At 44.7% G+C, this 15,229-nt stretch carries 18 protein-coding genes; 13 read left to right on the top strand and 5 right to left on the bottom strand.

Going from position 1 to position 15,229, the window contains the following annotated elements; genetic code table 11:
* Positions 1-8: 8 nt before the first annotated feature.
* Positions 9-1,082 carry a methyltransferase gene (locus tag AB4558_RS15415; protein WP_017062270.1) on the top strand — a complete coding sequence of 358 codons (1,074 nt, stop codon included), beginning with the start codon at positions 9-11 and terminating at the stop codon, positions 1,080-1,082.
* Positions 1,083-1,105: 23 nt separating this feature from the next.
* Entirely contained in the window at positions 1,106-2,347 is a 1,242-nt protein-coding gene (locus AB4558_RS15410; RefSeq protein WP_372074552.1) for an NAD(P)/FAD-dependent oxidoreductase, read from the top strand.
* Between the two features lie 128 nt (positions 2,348-2,475).
* On the opposite strand, the gene AB4558_RS15405 is transcribed toward AB4558_RS15410, so the two are convergent.
* Together AB4558_RS15405 and AB4558_RS15400 are read right to left on the bottom strand one after the other, a co-directional pair.
* Positions 2,476-2,982, bottom strand: a complete 507-nt coding sequence (locus tag AB4558_RS15405) for a hypothetical protein (RefSeq protein WP_017062268.1) — start codon at positions 2,980-2,982, stop codon at positions 2,476-2,478.
* A gap of 139 nt (positions 2,983-3,121) precedes the next feature.
* On the bottom strand, positions 3,122-4,255 hold the full coding sequence (locus tag AB4558_RS15400) for a flagellar assembly protein FlgT (protein ID WP_017064138.1): 1,134 nt from the start codon (positions 4,253-4,255) through the stop codon (positions 3,122-3,124).
* 192 nt (positions 4,256-4,447) lie between these two features.
* Between AB4558_RS15400 and AB4558_RS15395 the strand changes: the two genes are divergently transcribed.
* Both AB4558_RS15395 and flgP read left to right on the top strand, forming a co-directional pair.
* Entirely contained in the window at positions 4,448-5,083 is a 636-nt protein-coding gene (locus AB4558_RS15395; protein WP_017064137.1) for a FlgO family outer membrane protein, read from the top strand.
* Positions 5,084-5,092: 9 nt separating this feature from the next.
* Positions 5,093-5,524 carry a flagellar assembly lipoprotein FlgP gene (gene flgP / locus AB4558_RS15390; RefSeq protein WP_016791311.1) on the top strand — a complete coding sequence of 144 codons (432 nt, stop codon included), beginning with the start codon at positions 5,093-5,095 and terminating at the stop codon, positions 5,522-5,524.
* Between the two features lie 240 nt (positions 5,525-5,764).
* Here flgP and AB4558_RS15385 read toward each other — a convergent pair whose 3' ends face one another.
* From AB4558_RS15385 to flgA, 3 genes are all read right to left on the bottom strand, one after another.
* Positions 5,765-6,190: a flagella synthesis protein FlgN gene (locus AB4558_RS15385; RefSeq protein ID WP_372075045.1), complete on the bottom strand. Its 426-nt coding sequence runs from the start codon at positions 6,188-6,190 to the stop codon at positions 5,765-5,767.
* A 66-nt stretch (positions 6,191-6,256) separates the two neighbouring features.
* A complete protein-coding gene (gene flgM, locus AB4558_RS15380) occupies positions 6,257-6,574 on the bottom strand; it encodes a flagellar biosynthesis anti-sigma factor FlgM (RefSeq protein WP_017062263.1) in 318 nt (105 codons plus the stop codon).
* Positions 6,575-6,752: 178 nt separating this feature from the next.
* Entirely contained in the window at positions 6,753-7,499 is a 747-nt protein-coding gene (gene flgA, locus AB4558_RS15375; RefSeq protein WP_017064135.1) for a flagellar basal body P-ring formation chaperone FlgA, read from the bottom strand.
* A gap of 77 nt (positions 7,500-7,576) precedes the next feature.
* On the opposite strand from flgA, the gene AB4558_RS15370 reads away from it, so the two are divergent.
* From AB4558_RS15370 to flgH, 9 genes are all read left to right on the top strand, one after another.
* On the top strand, positions 7,577-8,503 hold the full coding sequence (locus AB4558_RS15370) for a chemotaxis protein CheV (protein WP_017066180.1): 927 nt from the start codon (positions 7,577-7,579) through the stop codon (positions 8,501-8,503).
* An 11-nt stretch (positions 8,504-8,514) separates the two neighbouring features.
* Positions 8,515-9,342, top strand: a complete 828-nt coding sequence (locus AB4558_RS15365) for a protein-glutamate O-methyltransferase (protein WP_004736174.1) — start codon at positions 8,515-8,517, stop codon at positions 9,340-9,342.
* A gap of 255 nt (positions 9,343-9,597) precedes the next feature.
* Positions 9,598-9,993, top strand: a complete 396-nt coding sequence (gene flgB / locus AB4558_RS15360; protein WP_004736175.1) for a flagellar basal body rod protein FlgB — start codon at positions 9,598-9,600, stop codon at positions 9,991-9,993.
* A 4-nt stretch (positions 9,994-9,997) separates the two neighbouring features.
* Positions 9,998-10,411 carry a flagellar basal body rod protein FlgC gene (gene flgC / locus AB4558_RS15355; protein WP_004736176.1) on the top strand — a complete coding sequence of 138 codons (414 nt, stop codon included), beginning with the start codon at positions 9,998-10,000 and terminating at the stop codon, positions 10,409-10,411.
* A gap of 17 nt (positions 10,412-10,428) precedes the next feature.
* On the top strand, positions 10,429-11,142 hold the full coding sequence (flgD, locus tag AB4558_RS15350; RefSeq protein WP_010439286.1) for a flagellar hook assembly protein FlgD: 714 nt from the start codon (positions 10,429-10,431) through the stop codon (positions 11,140-11,142).
* A gap of 49 nt (positions 11,143-11,191) precedes the next feature.
* Entirely contained in the window at positions 11,192-12,496 is a 1,305-nt protein-coding gene (gene flgE, locus AB4558_RS15345; protein WP_017062260.1) for a flagellar hook protein FlgE, read from the top strand.
* Between the two features lie 251 nt (positions 12,497-12,747).
* A complete protein-coding gene (gene flgF, locus AB4558_RS15340) occupies positions 12,748-13,497 on the top strand; it encodes a flagellar basal-body rod protein FlgF (RefSeq protein ID WP_017056855.1) in 750 nt (249 codons plus the stop codon).
* A 21-nt stretch (positions 13,498-13,518) separates the two neighbouring features.
* Complete coding sequence (gene flgG, locus AB4558_RS15335; protein WP_017062259.1) at positions 13,519-14,307, top strand: flagellar basal-body rod protein FlgG; 789 nt, start codon at positions 13,519-13,521, stop codon at positions 14,305-14,307.
* Positions 14,308-14,395: 88 nt separating this feature from the next.
* The gene (gene flgH, locus AB4558_RS15330; RefSeq protein ID WP_017062258.1) at positions 14,396-15,172 is read left to right on the top strand and encodes a flagellar basal body L-ring protein FlgH; all 777 of its coding nucleotides are present in this window, start codon (positions 14,396-14,398) and stop codon (positions 15,170-15,172) included.
* Positions 15,173-15,229 lie beyond the last annotated feature (57 nt).

The raw sequence follows: 15,229 nt of genomic DNA, 5'->3' as shown, positions 1-15,229 counted from the left end.
GGTTTTTCGTGTCGGAATATAAATTAGATCCATTCAACGCATTAGAAGCAAAAACAGAAGCGCAGAAATTGTCTTTCGCTCCGATTGTTTTTCATACTGCTCGTACACTTCGTGATTTAGGCATTTTGAAAGCGTTAGATGACGCGGGCAACGAGGGTTTACCAGCAGAGTCTATCTCTGAATCGACCGGTGTCTCTGAGTACGGCGTGAAAGTCCTGCTCGATATGGCGTTAAGTGCTCATATTGTGACTTGGGAAAAGCCTAACTACAAAATGGCTAACCTTGGTTTCTACCTTCTGCATGATGGTATGACTAACGCAAACATGGATTTCACAGCCGATGTTTGTTATGCCGCGATGATGCATCTAACAGAAGCGATTGAAGAAGGCACACCTGCAGGCTTGAAAGAGTTGGGTGATTGGGAAACCATTTACCAAGGCTTGTCTCAATTGCCAGAAAAAGCAAAAGAGAGTTGGTTCAAGTTTGATCACTTCTATTCGGATCGCTCGTTCCCTGTGTTACTTGAAAAAGTCTTCAGCAAGAAACCTAAGTCGCTGGTGGATATCGGCGGCAACACGGGTAAGTGGGCGATGCAATGCTGCAACCATGATGCGGACGTTGAGGTGACGATTGTTGATTTGCCACAGCAGCTAGAAATGGCAATGGCAAACGCGGCAAAGCATGGTCATCAAGAGCGAGTCACGCCATTCCCAGCGAATATGCTCGATAAACAGCAAACTCTGCCAACGGGCGCGGATGTTTGGTGGATGAGTCAGTTCCTTGATTGTTTCTCGCCAATGGAGATTCTGAGCATATTAAAGCGCGTTCGCTCTCATATGTCAGAAGATGCGACTGTCTATATCCTTGAACTGTTTTGGGATTCACAGAAATACGATGCGGCTTCTTATAGCTTAAACGCGACGTCTCTCTACTTTACCTGCTTGGCCAATGGCAACAGTCGTTTTTACCGCAGTGAAGATTTCTTAGAGATTGTTGAAGAAGCGGGCTTTGAAGTGGTAACGCGTACCGACGATATCGGTCTTGGTCACACGCTTCTAGAATTGAAAGCTGGCGCGCAATAAAAATAACAAACATGGCTTAAATAATGAAAAAACTATCAACTCAAGTGGTGATCATCGGAGCTGGGCCATCAGGGTCTATTGCTGCGTCTTTACTTCATAAAAAAGGCATCGATGTTCGAGTGATTGAAAAGAGCGTATTCCCTCGCTTTTCTATTGGTGAAAGCCTATTACCAGCTTGTATGGAAATGATTGAACAGGCTGGGATGACTGACGCAGTGATCAACGCTAACTTCCAATACAAAGATGGCGCTGCCTTTCGCAAAAATGGTGTTTATACGGCGTTCAATTTTGAAGACAAGTTCTCTTCTGGCCCTGGAACCACGTTTCAGGTTCAGCGAGGTGCCTTTGATAAGGTTTTGGCAGATACGGCTGATGCGCAGGGTGTCTGCATTGATTACCAACATGAGTTAATGGGCATTAATTTCACCGACGACAGCACCATTTTAGATGTACAAGTGCTGGGTGGAGAGCGTTATCAGATAGAAGCTCAATACGTTCTGGATGGCAGTGGTTTTGGTCGAGTGCTACCAAAAATGCTTAACTTGGAAGAGCCGTCATCGCTTCCTCCACGCAAAGCTATTTTTACGCACATTAACGATCATATTGCAGAGGTGGATACCGATCTTGAATATGACCGAAATAAAATTCTTATCTCTGTGCATCCAACCAACCCTGATGTTTGGTATTGGTTGATCCCGTTTAGTAACGGTGTCTCTTCGTTTGGTGTGGTAGGAGAGCCTAAGTTCTTTGAGTCCTATCCAGAAGACAAGATTGCTGCAATTAAACAGCTGGCAGCGGAAGAGCCGGGCTTGGCTGAGATACTGGCAAGCGCCGAGTATCCAAACCCTGCGGGTGAAATTGGTGGCTATTCTGCCAATGTAAAACATTTGGCGACGGATAAGTACGCGTTGCTTGGCAATGCCGGCGAGTTCCTTGACCCGGTGTTCTCGTCAGGCGTGACGATTGCGATGAAGTCGGCACAGTTTGCGGTTGAGTGTGTCGAAAAGCAACTTAACGGTGAGAAGGTAGATTGGGAACGCGATTATGCCGCTCCTTTGATGGTTGGTGTAAACACCTTTAGAACGTATGTTGAGGGGTGGTACTCAGGTACTTTGCAGGATGTGATTTTCTATCAAGATCCAAATCCAAAGATTAAGCAGATGGTGTGCTCAATTCTGGCGGGTTACGCATGGGATCAAGCCAACCCTTATGTGAAAGAGTCTAAGCGCCGATTGGCGACACTGGCTGAGATATGCCGAAACTAGGTAATCGATTTTGTATGTAGCAATACTCTAAATTGCCACGATGGATCGTCATAAATTAAAAACAGCCGCAATGTGCGGCTGTTTTTGTATCTGAAAAATATGGGCGGTCAGCTTAATCGGATTTAAGCCTATTTTAAGTCGATGCTGTTCAATCGTCCCATAAATATAAGTAGATCAATTACGTCTTTGTGAGCATCAAGCAGCGCACGTTTGGTTTGGCTATAAGCTGCAAGTCGGCCGTGCTTTCTGATTGAACATACCTTGGTTTTGTACTTGTAGTCACCATTCTCAGAGAAGACGCGCCACTTAGCGATGTAGCACTCGTCGCGGTGCTCAGGATCACTCTGAGTTGGATTTGGCTTGAATACAATTTTGGGTTCTAAACTATGAGGCAGGCGCGTCATTAGGTAGGGCTCTTTGAGGACTTTGGGCCAAAATTTACCCCAAAGCTGTCTGCCCAGTTCATCTCTTAATTTAATGGTTTTCTTTAGTGCTTTGTCTTCACCCATACGAACAAAACCGACCGACCGATGCAGCACCGTATCTTCGGGAGTATGGATGTGGATCTTAAAAGCGGTTTTACCTTTCGAGATAAAGCGGTAACCGGTAGCACCAATTAGATTATTCTGACTCATAGTTTGCTAAGTGATGATTATGTTATCAATAAGATTACGCCAAATACTGCAAAACCGAAACTAATACCCATGAAAAAAATAAAGCCTTAGCATCTTTGCTAAGGCTTTATTAGAAACTCTGAGACGAGAGTGTCGCTAACTACATGATTTTCTGCATCACATCACCAATTTGAATGCTTCCCGCAAGGCTTGGCTGATCAATCGTGAGTTCCGCTTCGTTTTCGTAAACGCGAGAAACCGTTAGGGTGATGTCGCTTTGAGAAACCTTGTTGCGTGGCAAACCGCGTTGGTCGATAAACGAACCTGTGTGCCACAGTTGCAACTTGTCACCTTGTTGTACGCCATGCATTCGACCTAAATCAATGGTCACAGTGTTACCAAATACCGCTGCCACCTCTGGAAGGGTGATCTTACATGACACTTCCGATTCCAAGTCCAACATAATATTGCGGCTAACACGCAGCATCATACTGCCGTAGGTTGATGCCCAGAAACGAGCACTGCGGGTGTCCACTTCACTGGTCTTAGCAAATGGCCACTTTGCCACTTCACGATAGCTACGGTTGTAAACCTGATGTCCTGTTTTACCATCGAAGACTTGCATCTCTAACGCAAACTGACGATTGATGATGTCGTCTTTCAAAAGCTTGGACTCGATGGTCGCGGTTAAATCGGTAATGTCGCCACCAATGATGTATTGTGCGCCAGTGTCTTGGGCGATCATCTTGATCACCTCTGGTCGACGCTTGTCGATATCGTAATTGGTCGTGCCAACGGAAACAAAGCTGCGAGACTCTTGCGCCAGCTGTCGGTCCACGACATGGCCAAAATCATCACCAATGTTATAGATTCTGCCCATTACAGCTTGCTGAGGGGAGGTCACATCAATGTTGCCGACTAAAAATGTCTTCTTGTATTGGCTCTCATGGCAAGCATTTGCCGAAGGATAGATATCGATCCTTGCGGTGATCATTATATTGCCACTGCGTTTTTTCTCTTTCTCTACCAAGATGTAGCGCACTTCATGATTGGTAAATTGAAACTCTTTCTTGTTTGCGTCGAGGTACGGCGTGAGGTTGGAGATACTACCAATATCAGCACCTGAGAACTGGATCGCTTTATATACCGCGTCTTCCAGAGCATGGACCCTTGCCGTTTCCTCTGACGATACGATGGCTGCGGTACCGGTAACCTCATACCAAGAGGCATGAGCACTGAAGCTTATGGTTATCAGTGAACTTATTGAAAATAAGTAAGAAATTATTTTTTTCATCTATTCGTTACCAGTTGGGTATAAATATTGCTTAACAAATAACTATAAGCTTGAAGCTGACTTAAGTGCGTTTTTCTTAATCTGAACCATTAATGAAAAGCAAAGACTGTTCCAACATTGTAATCCATTGAAAAGAATAATGGTGAGAACATATTGGAACAGGTGGCACTAAAACTATCTGGAGATTAGAGAATGAAAAAATGGCTCGTAGTAATGAGTGTCATGTTACTGACATCATGCGCTTATTCGCCGATCTATAACGGCAAGTCTGAATATTCAGGCAGTCAGTTTATGTTGATGGACAGCCCTCGTCATACCATGGATTTTTTTGTGGAAAGTATGACTGAAGATTTGATCATTTCGAATACAAGTATTTCAGCGAGAACGCCAATAGCAATTACTTCGTTTGTGGACCTGCAGCACATGGACACAACGAACTGGCTAGGCAACTCGGTATCAGAAGGCTTCATTCATCAGTTTCAGCGTCGTGGCTTCAAGGTAGTTGATTTTAAAACTACTGGCTCTATCCAAGTGACTCACCAAGGTGACTTTGCGTTGAGCCGCGATTGGAAAGACTTAGCTCAAGAGCAAGACGTACAGTATGTACTGACAGGCACCATGCTTCGCCAAGAAGGCGGTGTACTAGTAAATGCTCGCGTTGTTGGCATGCAAACTCGAATTGTAGTGGCGACGGCACAAGGCTTCTTACCTGCAGACCGTATTGGCCGTGACCTAGATACTCTCAACAGTATTCGAACTCAAGATGGCGTGATCATTCGTTCCGATCCAACGATCAGTCAGCCTTATACTGTTATTCTTCGCCCTTAGGAGTTCGAGATGAAGAAGTTAATGTTTGTTGTTGCCGCTTTATTGCTTGTTGGCTGTCAGCCATTGCAGAGCATGAGACCTGATGATTTCTTAGTGGCTGTTGGCTATGCGAGTATCAGTGAGCAGAAAGGTCGTAACGACGAAGAGAGACGTATCCGCGCGATGAGAGCCTCTAAGATCGATGCTTATCGTGAGCTTGCTGAACAGGTTTACGGCATGCGAGTAAGCGGTCGAGCAGAACTTGAAGATCAACGGCTTGGTACAGAGCGTACGTCAGGTGCGGTTGATGGTGTTATCCGTGGCGCAGAAGTGGTGCGCAGTTACCCTGTGGGTGATAGCTACGTAACAGAGCTTCAGTTGGATATTCGCAAGATGGATCAGCTACGTAACTACGGTGAAGTTCAGGCAGTACCTGAGAAGAGACAACAAACACTGTTCTAATTTCGGTGTTCGAATTGAATATTCAGTGATATTGGTTGCTACTCGCTTTCCAGATGGCATATCGGCAACCAATAACTAATATGGATGTAAAAGCGGCAAGTATGAAAATACTTGCCGCTTTTTTGTTTATCGATTTTGTCAGGGTGTTCAAAGGCTGATTAGAAATTTTGATAAAGAACAACGACAGAAATAGCCTGAGATACAGACTTAAGTAGGAGTGTTGTTGAAGAGGTAGCTTAACTAGGCTTTTAGGTTGGTTCCCAGCGTGGAAATAGTATGCGTTTGACCACCGGCATTGTAGGTCATGCCAATTTTACCGTGGCTTTGCTGCATCATATTGCTGAGTTTTTTGAAGCTAAGGTGTGCTCGATTCAAGGCTTCGCCATTAACAAGGTTCGCTTGCTGGCAATCGTGCACTATCGACTGGATCTTTGTGACTAACTGAGCAAGTTCAGGATTCTCGGTCAGTTCTGAGATATTGGTATGGGTCGCGATTCGCTGATCGGTTGATCTTAATTGTTCAACAAGGACTACTTTTTCTTTGGCGATTCGCTCAATATCGTTTGATTGTCGGCTCGTAATAGCGGTTTTCTCTGAACTTAGTAATTCAGATAAGGCTTTGGCATTTTGAAGTTGAAAATTAACTAAATCTGCTAGTGCCGCCATAACGTAAACCTATTCATAACCTCGTGTACTTTAAGACAATAACTTCAATGAAAAGTTAGTGTTTTCTTAAAGGCCTTTTAATTCATCTTCGAACTTGATCATGTTGTCAGCCAGTTTCTCTGGATCGACAGTGTATGAACCATTCGCAATTGCTTCTTTGATCGCTGCTACTTTCACAGAATCAAAGCTTGGCTGTGCTGCCATATCTTGGTGGAGCTGACCAATCGCTTTGCCTTGTTGGCTCAGTGAAACCGCATCTTTGCTTGCTGGTGATTTAGTTGATACATCAGAACGTGATGCCTCAGAACTAGAATCAGAGCGTACTGCTGATCGGTTAGTGGTCGTTAGGGTTTGCCCTGAACGAATATTATCAATGCCTGCCATAGTTAAGCCTTTTTCTTCAAAAATGGGAACCTGTACAGTCAATATCGACCAAGGGTTCGAATACTTTAGCAATTTTTAGCTCAATAGTCGAAAAGGGACAAAACACCGCAGCCGTTATATTTGGCGTTAGAGTTGAGGGTGAAATCGCTAACGATACCGTCAATTTAGAAGTAAAGAGTTAAAAGTAAACCGTGACTTCAGACATGCTGGTAACAATCCCTTCAATTATACGCTGTGATTTATCATTTTTCACTCTTACTTGATCACCCATAGAGCCATCGGTAAGCGCAGTTCCTTTGGTGGTAATGGTCATGCCACCTTTTACTGCCTGTATGATAACCTTCTCGTTTCGGCACACGACACAGATATCACCTCTTTCTACAACATCGCCCGGTCTTAGGTTCTTTTTTACCTTAGCGCCGATGACCTGATGTGGAGCTGTGAAACCTTGGCGACGAAACTTGTTAAGAGAAATCATAGCGGTGGTGACATCGTATTGACCGACGATTTCGCCTCTCGCGAGTGAGCGAGTGGTGGTGACAAGAGGCACCGACATCGAAAGGCGCACCGGTACATAAACTCGCCACTCATCAGGAACACATTGCACTAAAACCGTAATACTGCTGCGGGTATTGGTGGTTGTTGAAGCGCTGGTCTCTAAAGGCACTGGGCAGTCTGTCGCTTTGATTCTTGAGTCAACATTTGCTGAATTAACAAAGAGTTCGCCACCTTGTGGCTGCTCAACTGTATCAAGGATATGTTGCTCCGCTGCAGACTGAATCATCTCAATTTGTTCTGGGGTCGCAGCTTGTACAAAAAAACTAAACAATATTGATAAAATGCCGATAAACTTAGCGACAGTTTTAAAAGTAGCTCTACACATTGCTATGGAAAGAGGTGGCAAATTTGTTTTATAATACGTCATTCCGTTTCTCTGGTGGTTCGTAGCCTGCAGTAGACTAACACTTTTTATACAAAAAAGTTTGATATGGAGATGAGCTCATGACGGGTATTCTTGATTCGGTGAATCAGCGTACGCAACTCGTCGGTCAAAACCGATTAGAATTACTAACCTTTCGCCTAATGGGGCGTCAGCGTTACGGCATTAATGTCTTTAAAGTAAAAGAAGTGCTGCAATGCCCTAAGCTGACAAAGATGCCAAACTTGAACCCACTGGTTAAAGGTGTAGCACACATTCGTGGCCAAACGATCTCTGTGATCGACTTGAGCTTAGCGATTGGTGGCCGTCCTACAACGGATATTGAAAAGTGTTTTGTGGTTATCTCTGAGTTTAACCGAACCATTCAAGGTTTCTTGGTAAGTTCAGTTGAGCGCATTATTAACATGCACTGGGAATCGATTCTTCCGCCGCCAGATGGCGCAGGTAGAGCTAACTACCTGACAGCGGTAACCAACATTGATAATGAATTGGTAGAAATTCTTGATGTTGAGAAGATCCTTGCAGAAATTTCTCCTGTTGATGAAACAATGGACAGCAAGATTGCTGAAGATATTGCGAAAGTAGAACAAGAGAAAGAACTGGTTCGCCGCATCTTGATTGCTGATGACTCGACCGTTGCTCGTAAGCAGGTTCAACGTGCTATTGAGTCGATTGGTTTTGAAGTTATCTCGGTGAAGGATGGTAAAGAAGCCTACGAGAAGCTGATACAGATGTCATCAGAAGGCAGTATTTACGATCAGATTTCATTGGTGATTTCTGATATCGAAATGCCAGAAATGGATGGATATACGCTGACTGCTGAGATTCGTCGTCACGCCGAACTTAAAGATTTATACGTAATTTTACACTCATCGTTGAGTGGTGTATTTAACCAAGCGATGGTTGAGCGTGTTGGAGCTAACTCCTTCATCGCTAAATTCAACCCAGATGAGCTTGGTGCAGCTGTAAAAGCTGCGTTAACTAACTAAAAGAGACATTAATGACTGCTATAACAATAAGTGATCAAGAGTATCGCGATTTCAGCCGTTTCTTAGAATCTCAATGTGGCATTGTATTAGGTGACAGCAAGCAGTATTTAGTGCGCAGTCGTCTAAGCCCATTAGTAACGAAGTTTAAGTTAGCTTCTTTGTCTGATTTGTTGAGAGATGTAGTAACAGGTCGAAACCGTGAGCTGCGTGTGGCTGCTGTCGATGCCATGACGACGAACGAGACACTTTGGTTCCGTGATACTTACCCGTTTGCTGTGCTTGCGGATAAGCTTCTACCGGAAATAGCGGCAAATAAACGTCCTATTAAGATTTGGTCTGCGGCAAGCTCTTCAGGCCAAGAAGCATACTCAATGGCAATGACGATTCTTGAAACTCAAGCTCGTAAGCCAGGTATGCTGCCAAATGTATCGATTACCGCAACTGACATCTCAGCAAGTATGTTGGATATGTGCCGTACTGGCGCTTATGACAACCTTGCATTGGGACGTGGACTTTCTCCAGAGCGCCGTCGTACTTTCTTTGAAGATGCGGGCGATGGCCGTATGAAAGTGAAAGATAACGTCAAGCGCATGGTGAACTTCCGCCCTCAGAACCTGATGGACAGCTATGCATTGTTAGGCAAGTTCGACATTATTTTCTGTCGTAACGTGCTGATTTACTTCTCGCCTGATATGAAGTCAAAGGTACTTAACCAGATGGCAAATAGCCTGAACCCTGGTGGGTACTTACTATTGGGCGCGTCTGAATCGTTAACAGGCTTAACCGATCGTTTTGAAATGGTTCGCTGTAATCCAGGCATCATCTACAAATTAAAGTAACGAGCGGCACCGATATTAGGTGTAAGGTTACCGTCTAAATTTAAAACCCAGCCAAGTGCTGGGTTTTCTTTTTCCTGCTTAAGCTATATCTTTAAGTCAGAGTGACATTCCAATTTACTCTATTTTTTGGCTTGTTTATTGCAAGTTTACCCACGAGTAACCTGTAAAAGCATTGATAGACCGCCTTGTTTCAAAAGTTGGTATATATATTGCTTTGGTTATTTCATAACAGTCAGTTCTTGAGTTGAGGTTTACATGGCTATTTCTTTTGACAATGCTTTGGGCATTCACCAGCACACAGTTGGTGTACGTGAGCGTAACGCTGAGGTGCTTTCCACCAATATCGCGCAAGCAAACACGCCTGGGTATAAAGCAAAGGGATTAGACTTTAAGAAATCACTGCAAGCGGCAAGTTCTGGGGCAAGCATTGGTCTTAGCCGTACAGATGGTCGGCACATTTCTGCCTCAACAACGGTGAACGGGGAAACGAAGTATCGCATTCCTACCCAACCTGATACAGGAGATGGCAACACGGTTGATTTGGATTTGGAAAGAAACCTTTTCATGCAAAACCAAATTAGGCATCAAGCCTCTCTCGACTTCTTAGGAAGTAAGTTCAAGAATTTAACTAAAGCGATTAAAGGGGAATAATTAGATGAGTTTATTCAATGTATTCAATGTGACTGGTTCTGCGATGAGTGCTGAATCTGTTCGTCTAAATACGACCTCGAGCAACCTTGCGAACGCGGACAGTGTAAGTAGTTCTGCTGAAGAAACTTACAAGGCTCGTCACGCAGTGTTCGGCGCTGAGTTAAATAAAGCACGCAACAGTGGTCACACTGTGCCTGTGAAAGTATTAGGTATTGTGGAAAGCGATAAGCCGCTAAGCGCGGAGTACAACCCGGATCACCCATTAGCGAACAACGAAGGCTATATCTACAAGCCTAATGTCAACGTTATGGAAGAAATGGCAAACATGATTTCGGCATCACGTGCGTACCAAACAAACGTACAGGTTGCTGACTCGAGTAAACAAATGCTGCTGCGTACGCTGCAGATGGGTCAATAAGGATAAGGAGGTAGCACATGGCTGGAATCAACAACAATGTTGGTCAAAGCGGCTTGTCCTATGTTGACCAGCTGAAGAGTCTTCAAGATGGCGCTAAAAAGCCCGACGAAACAACAGGTAAGCAGGATCTTAAACAAGAAGACTTCTTATCTTTGTTGACTAAGCAACTAGCACAACAAGACCCTTTCAAGCCGGTTAGCAATGACCAGATGATTGCGCAAATGGCTTCATTTGCGACCGTAGATGGCATTGGCAAAATGAATACACAGTTTGAAAGCTTGAATTCATCAATGACCTCTAACCAAGCTCTTCAGGCCTCCTCTTTAGTTGGGCGTGATGTATTGGTTCCTGGTGCGGCAGGTGTAAAACCCGGTGATGGCGGTATGGCGGCAATGGTTAAGCTTCCTCAGGCAATGGACAATGTAATGGTCCGTGTTGAGAACGAAGTTGGCCAATTGGTTCGCACATTTGATATCGGCTCTAAACCATCTGGTGATACACGTGTTGAATGGGACGGAAAAGACGAAGACGGTAACCCATTGCCGGCCGGTAAATACAACGTGAAAGCGTCGGGTTTGCTGGATGGCGAGAACACAGAGTTCCAAGTTTCCAGTTATGCGAACGTGAACAGTGTGCTTCTTGGTAAGGGCGATGGCAACGTACTACTCAATCTGGCTGGTTTCACATCGCCAGTACGACTTGCTGAAGTACTAGAAGTTGGTAAAGCGTAGCTCTTTATTGAGTGACTATGCTAGCTAGATAGATTAGGAGAATAATGGAATGTCATATGTAGCTTTAAGCGGCCTATCCGCTGCACAATTAGACCTGAATACAACCAGTAACAACATTGCGAACGCGAACACATTTGGCTTTAAAGAGTCTCGTGCCGAGTTTGGTGATGTTTACTCAAGCTCGTTGTTCACTAACGCAAAAACGACGGCAGGTGGCGGTGCGCAAGCTAGCCAAGTGGCGCAACAGTTCCACGAAGGTTCAAGTATTTATACGAACAACCCAATGGACTTACGTGTAAGTGGTACAGGTTTCTTTGCAGTATCGAAAGACCGCATGGTGCCAGAGATTAACGAATTAACGCGTAATGGTGCATTTCACCTAAACAAAGACAACTACATGGTTACCGCTAACGATGAGTTTCTTTTAGGTTACGATGTTGATCCAAACTCGGGTGAAGTTCTTTCTTACGCGCCAAAGCCTCTCGACATTCCTGCTGAGTTTGGTAAGCCAAAACAGACAGAAAACATTGAAGTAGGGGTTAACCTTCCTGCAAACGGTGATCTTAAAGACCCGGCTGCATTTAACTTCAAAGATGCTGATACTTATAACCGTGCAACGTCTTCGACGGTATACGATTCTATGGGTCAGTCTTACAAGTTAACGACTTACTACCTCAAAGATCAGACTCAACCAAACACTTGGCAAACGTACTACACCATGTCAGATGAGAACGGTGAAAAGCCGGTCAACATTACTGGTGGTGATGCGACGAATGCACAAGGTCATGTTGGTCACACAATGAAGTTCAACAATGACGGTACGTTAGCAAGCCTAAACAATGGTCAGCCGATTAACTCGGAACCACTGGGTGCTGGCGCGAACCCAATTGACTTGAACGGTGCTGATCCAACTCAAGTGCTTAAGTTTGGTCTAGATTCGTCAACTCAGTTTGCCGCTCCGTTTGAATTGACTAAGTTTGATGAAGATGGCGCGACAACAGGTTTCTTAACAAAAATCGATTTCGATGAGTACGGCAGTGTTCTAGGTACTTATTCAAATGGTGAAAACGTGATGCTTGGCCGTGTAGGCTTGGTTCGTGTACCAAATGAGCAAGGTCTGGATAAGAAAGGCGGTACTCAATGGGATTCTACCAACGACTCTGGTGACAAGATCTGGGGTGAATCGAACAAAGGTTCATTTGGTAGCATCAACAACGGCTCGCTAGAGCAATCGAACATCGATATGACTCAAGAACTGGTTGATTTGATTTCTGCTCAACGTAACTTCCAGGCGAACTCGCGTTCTCTAGAAGTACACAACCAGCTACAACAGAATATTCTTCAGATTCGTTAATCGTTTAAAGCGTTTGAATCATCTGCGAATACCCAATTCAATGTTATTGAATTGGGTATTGTTGTTTGTCTTTTTATTTGCCGCCCCTATTGCCGCCCGGTAATGCCACTGGCAACAATTCTTCCTCAATGATCCTTTGATGATCACCCTTCTTGTTCGTTTTCTATTTAAATTATTGATAAATAACAGTTAAAAATATTGGCACAGTGTTTGCTTTATTAGCCCCAGAAGATGATTTTTGGAGCAAAATTATGGATCGCGCACTGTTTCTTGCCATGAGTGGCGCTAAGCAAAATATGCAAGCTTTGCAGCTACGTGCAAACAACCTTGCCAACGTAAGTACAACGGGTTTCCGTGCTGATTTAGCACAGGCACGTTCAATGCAAGCGTATGGCGAAGGCATGCCTACTCGTGTTTTCAGCATGACAGAGCGTCCGGGTCATAATTTCGCTCAGGGTAGTGTGGTTACTACTGGCCGAGATCTAGACGTTACCATTCAAGGTGATGGTTGGATTTCAGTGATGGACAATACTGGCCGTGAAGGTTTAACACGTAACGGTAACCTAAGGGTTGACCAAAACGGTTTACTAACCAACGCAAGCGGTCACTTAGTGCTTGGTGAAAACGATGCACCAATCACGCTGCCAATCCCAATCAGCAAAGTAGAAATTGGTACAGACGGTACGATTTCGGTGATTCCTCAAGGCGCTCCAGCTGAAGAATTGGCCGTGGTTGATCGTATTAAGCTTGTACGTCCAGACAACCAAAGTTTGTTTAAAGACACGAATGGTCTATTCCGTTCGAAAAACCCAGATCAGGCATACGAAGCAGATGCAGCGGTAACGTTGCTAAAAGGTGCTATCGAAGGCAGTAACGTAAATGCCGTAGGTGAAATGACCAGCCTAATTGACTTACAACGTCAGTTTGAAATGCAGGTCAAAATGATGAGCACAGCAGAGGAAATGGACAAGTCGTCTGATTCACTGCTTCGTATGAGCTAATAGAATTTAAAGGACATTGCTATGCATCCAGCATTATGGGTAAGTAAAACGGGTTTAGACGCCCAACAAACCAATATCTCAACGATTTCGAACAACCTTGCCAACGCCTCAACCATTGGTTTTAAAAAGAGCCGCGCGGTATTTGAAGATCTGTTCTACCAGAATATTAATCAACCGGGTGGTCAATCGTCTCAGAATACTGAGCTGCCAAGTGGTTTGATGCTGGGTGCCGGTTCTAAGGTCGTCGCGACTCAAAAAGTGCACACTCACGGTAACGCACAAACGACATCTAACAGCCTAGACATGATGATTGAAGGCGACGGATTCTTCCAAGTTGAAATGCCAGACGGTGAAACAGGTTACAGCCGCAATGGTCAGTTCACACTGAACGGTGAAGGCGCGATCGTAACGTCGGGCCAAGGTTATCCTCTACAACCAGAAATTGTGATTCCTGAAGACGCGATCTCGGTAACGGTTGGTAACGACGGTGAAGTATCGGTTCGTCTACGTGGCGAGCAAAACAACGTCGTGGTTGGTCAAATTACCATTACTGACTTTGTAAACCCAGGTGGTCTAGAGCCAGTAGGTCAAAACCTTTACTTGCCAACTGGCGCGAGTGGCGACCCACAAGAGGGTGTACCGGGTTTTGATGGCCTGGGTAACATCCGCCAATCGATGCTAGAAACATCGAACGTAAACGTAACCGAAGAGCTGGTAAACATGATTGAAGCTCAGCGTGTATACGAAATGAATTCGAAAGTTATCTCGTCAGTAGACAAGATGATGAGCTTTGTTAACCAACAGCTGTAATTGGTTTATTCGCCGTTTACTTTTTTAATTAATCTATCTGTTTTTGCTAATTGACCCATTTACCACTGCCTGCTGAGAGTATATCGCCATGAAACGTATTTTTTGTTTAGCCCTGTTAGCTTCGATGACTGGTTGTACAGTACTGGATCCAATTGAGACGCCAGCACAAGAGAACGCGACCACAGTGGTTGATGCGGTTGAAGGCGATAAGTCGGCAGAAGAAAGTTCAGGAATTATCGACACGCTTCGTGGGCGAACCGATCCAATTGCTGGTGACCCTGCATGGGCGCCAATCAACCCCAAGCAGAAGCCAGAGCATTATGCAGCGGCAACGGGCTCACTGTTTAATGTGAACCACATTGGCAGCATGTATGACGACTCAAAGCCTCGTGGTATTGGTGACATCATCACTGTAGCGCTAGATGAGAATACTCGAGCGACCAAAAAAGCCAACGCAGACATGTCTAAGTCGAATGATGCATCGATGGAGCCACTGGCTGTTGGTGGTCAAGAGCTGACGATCGATAAGTACAACTTCTCTTACGATCTGAGCAACACCAATACCTTCGCTGGTGATGCATCAGCCAACCAAAGTAACAGCATCAGCGGCTATATCACCGTAGAAGTGATCGAAGTATTAGCCAATGGCAACCTAGTGGTTCGTGGTGAGAAGTGGATGACACTGAACACAGGCGATGAGTATATCCGCCTAAGCGGCACCATCCGTCCTGATGATATTGATTTTGAAAATACCATCGCTTCAAACCGTGTTTCTAACGCACGAATTCAGTACTCGGGCACGGGCGTGCAGAAAGATATGCAAGAGCCTGGATTCTTGGCACGATTCTTTAATGTATCTCTGTAGAGCTTGATAGGACGACGACATACTGACAGCCTCTATCACTGAGCCACATTTAGCTAA

This window comes from Vibrio sp. 10N.222.51.C5 (assembly GCF_041474575.1).
GTDB lineage: Bacteria > Pseudomonadota > Gammaproteobacteria > Enterobacterales > Vibrionaceae > Vibrio > Vibrio crassostreae_C.
The sequence above is the reverse complement of the archived record's forward strand: the minus strand, read 5'-3'. Positions and strand labels throughout refer to the sequence as shown.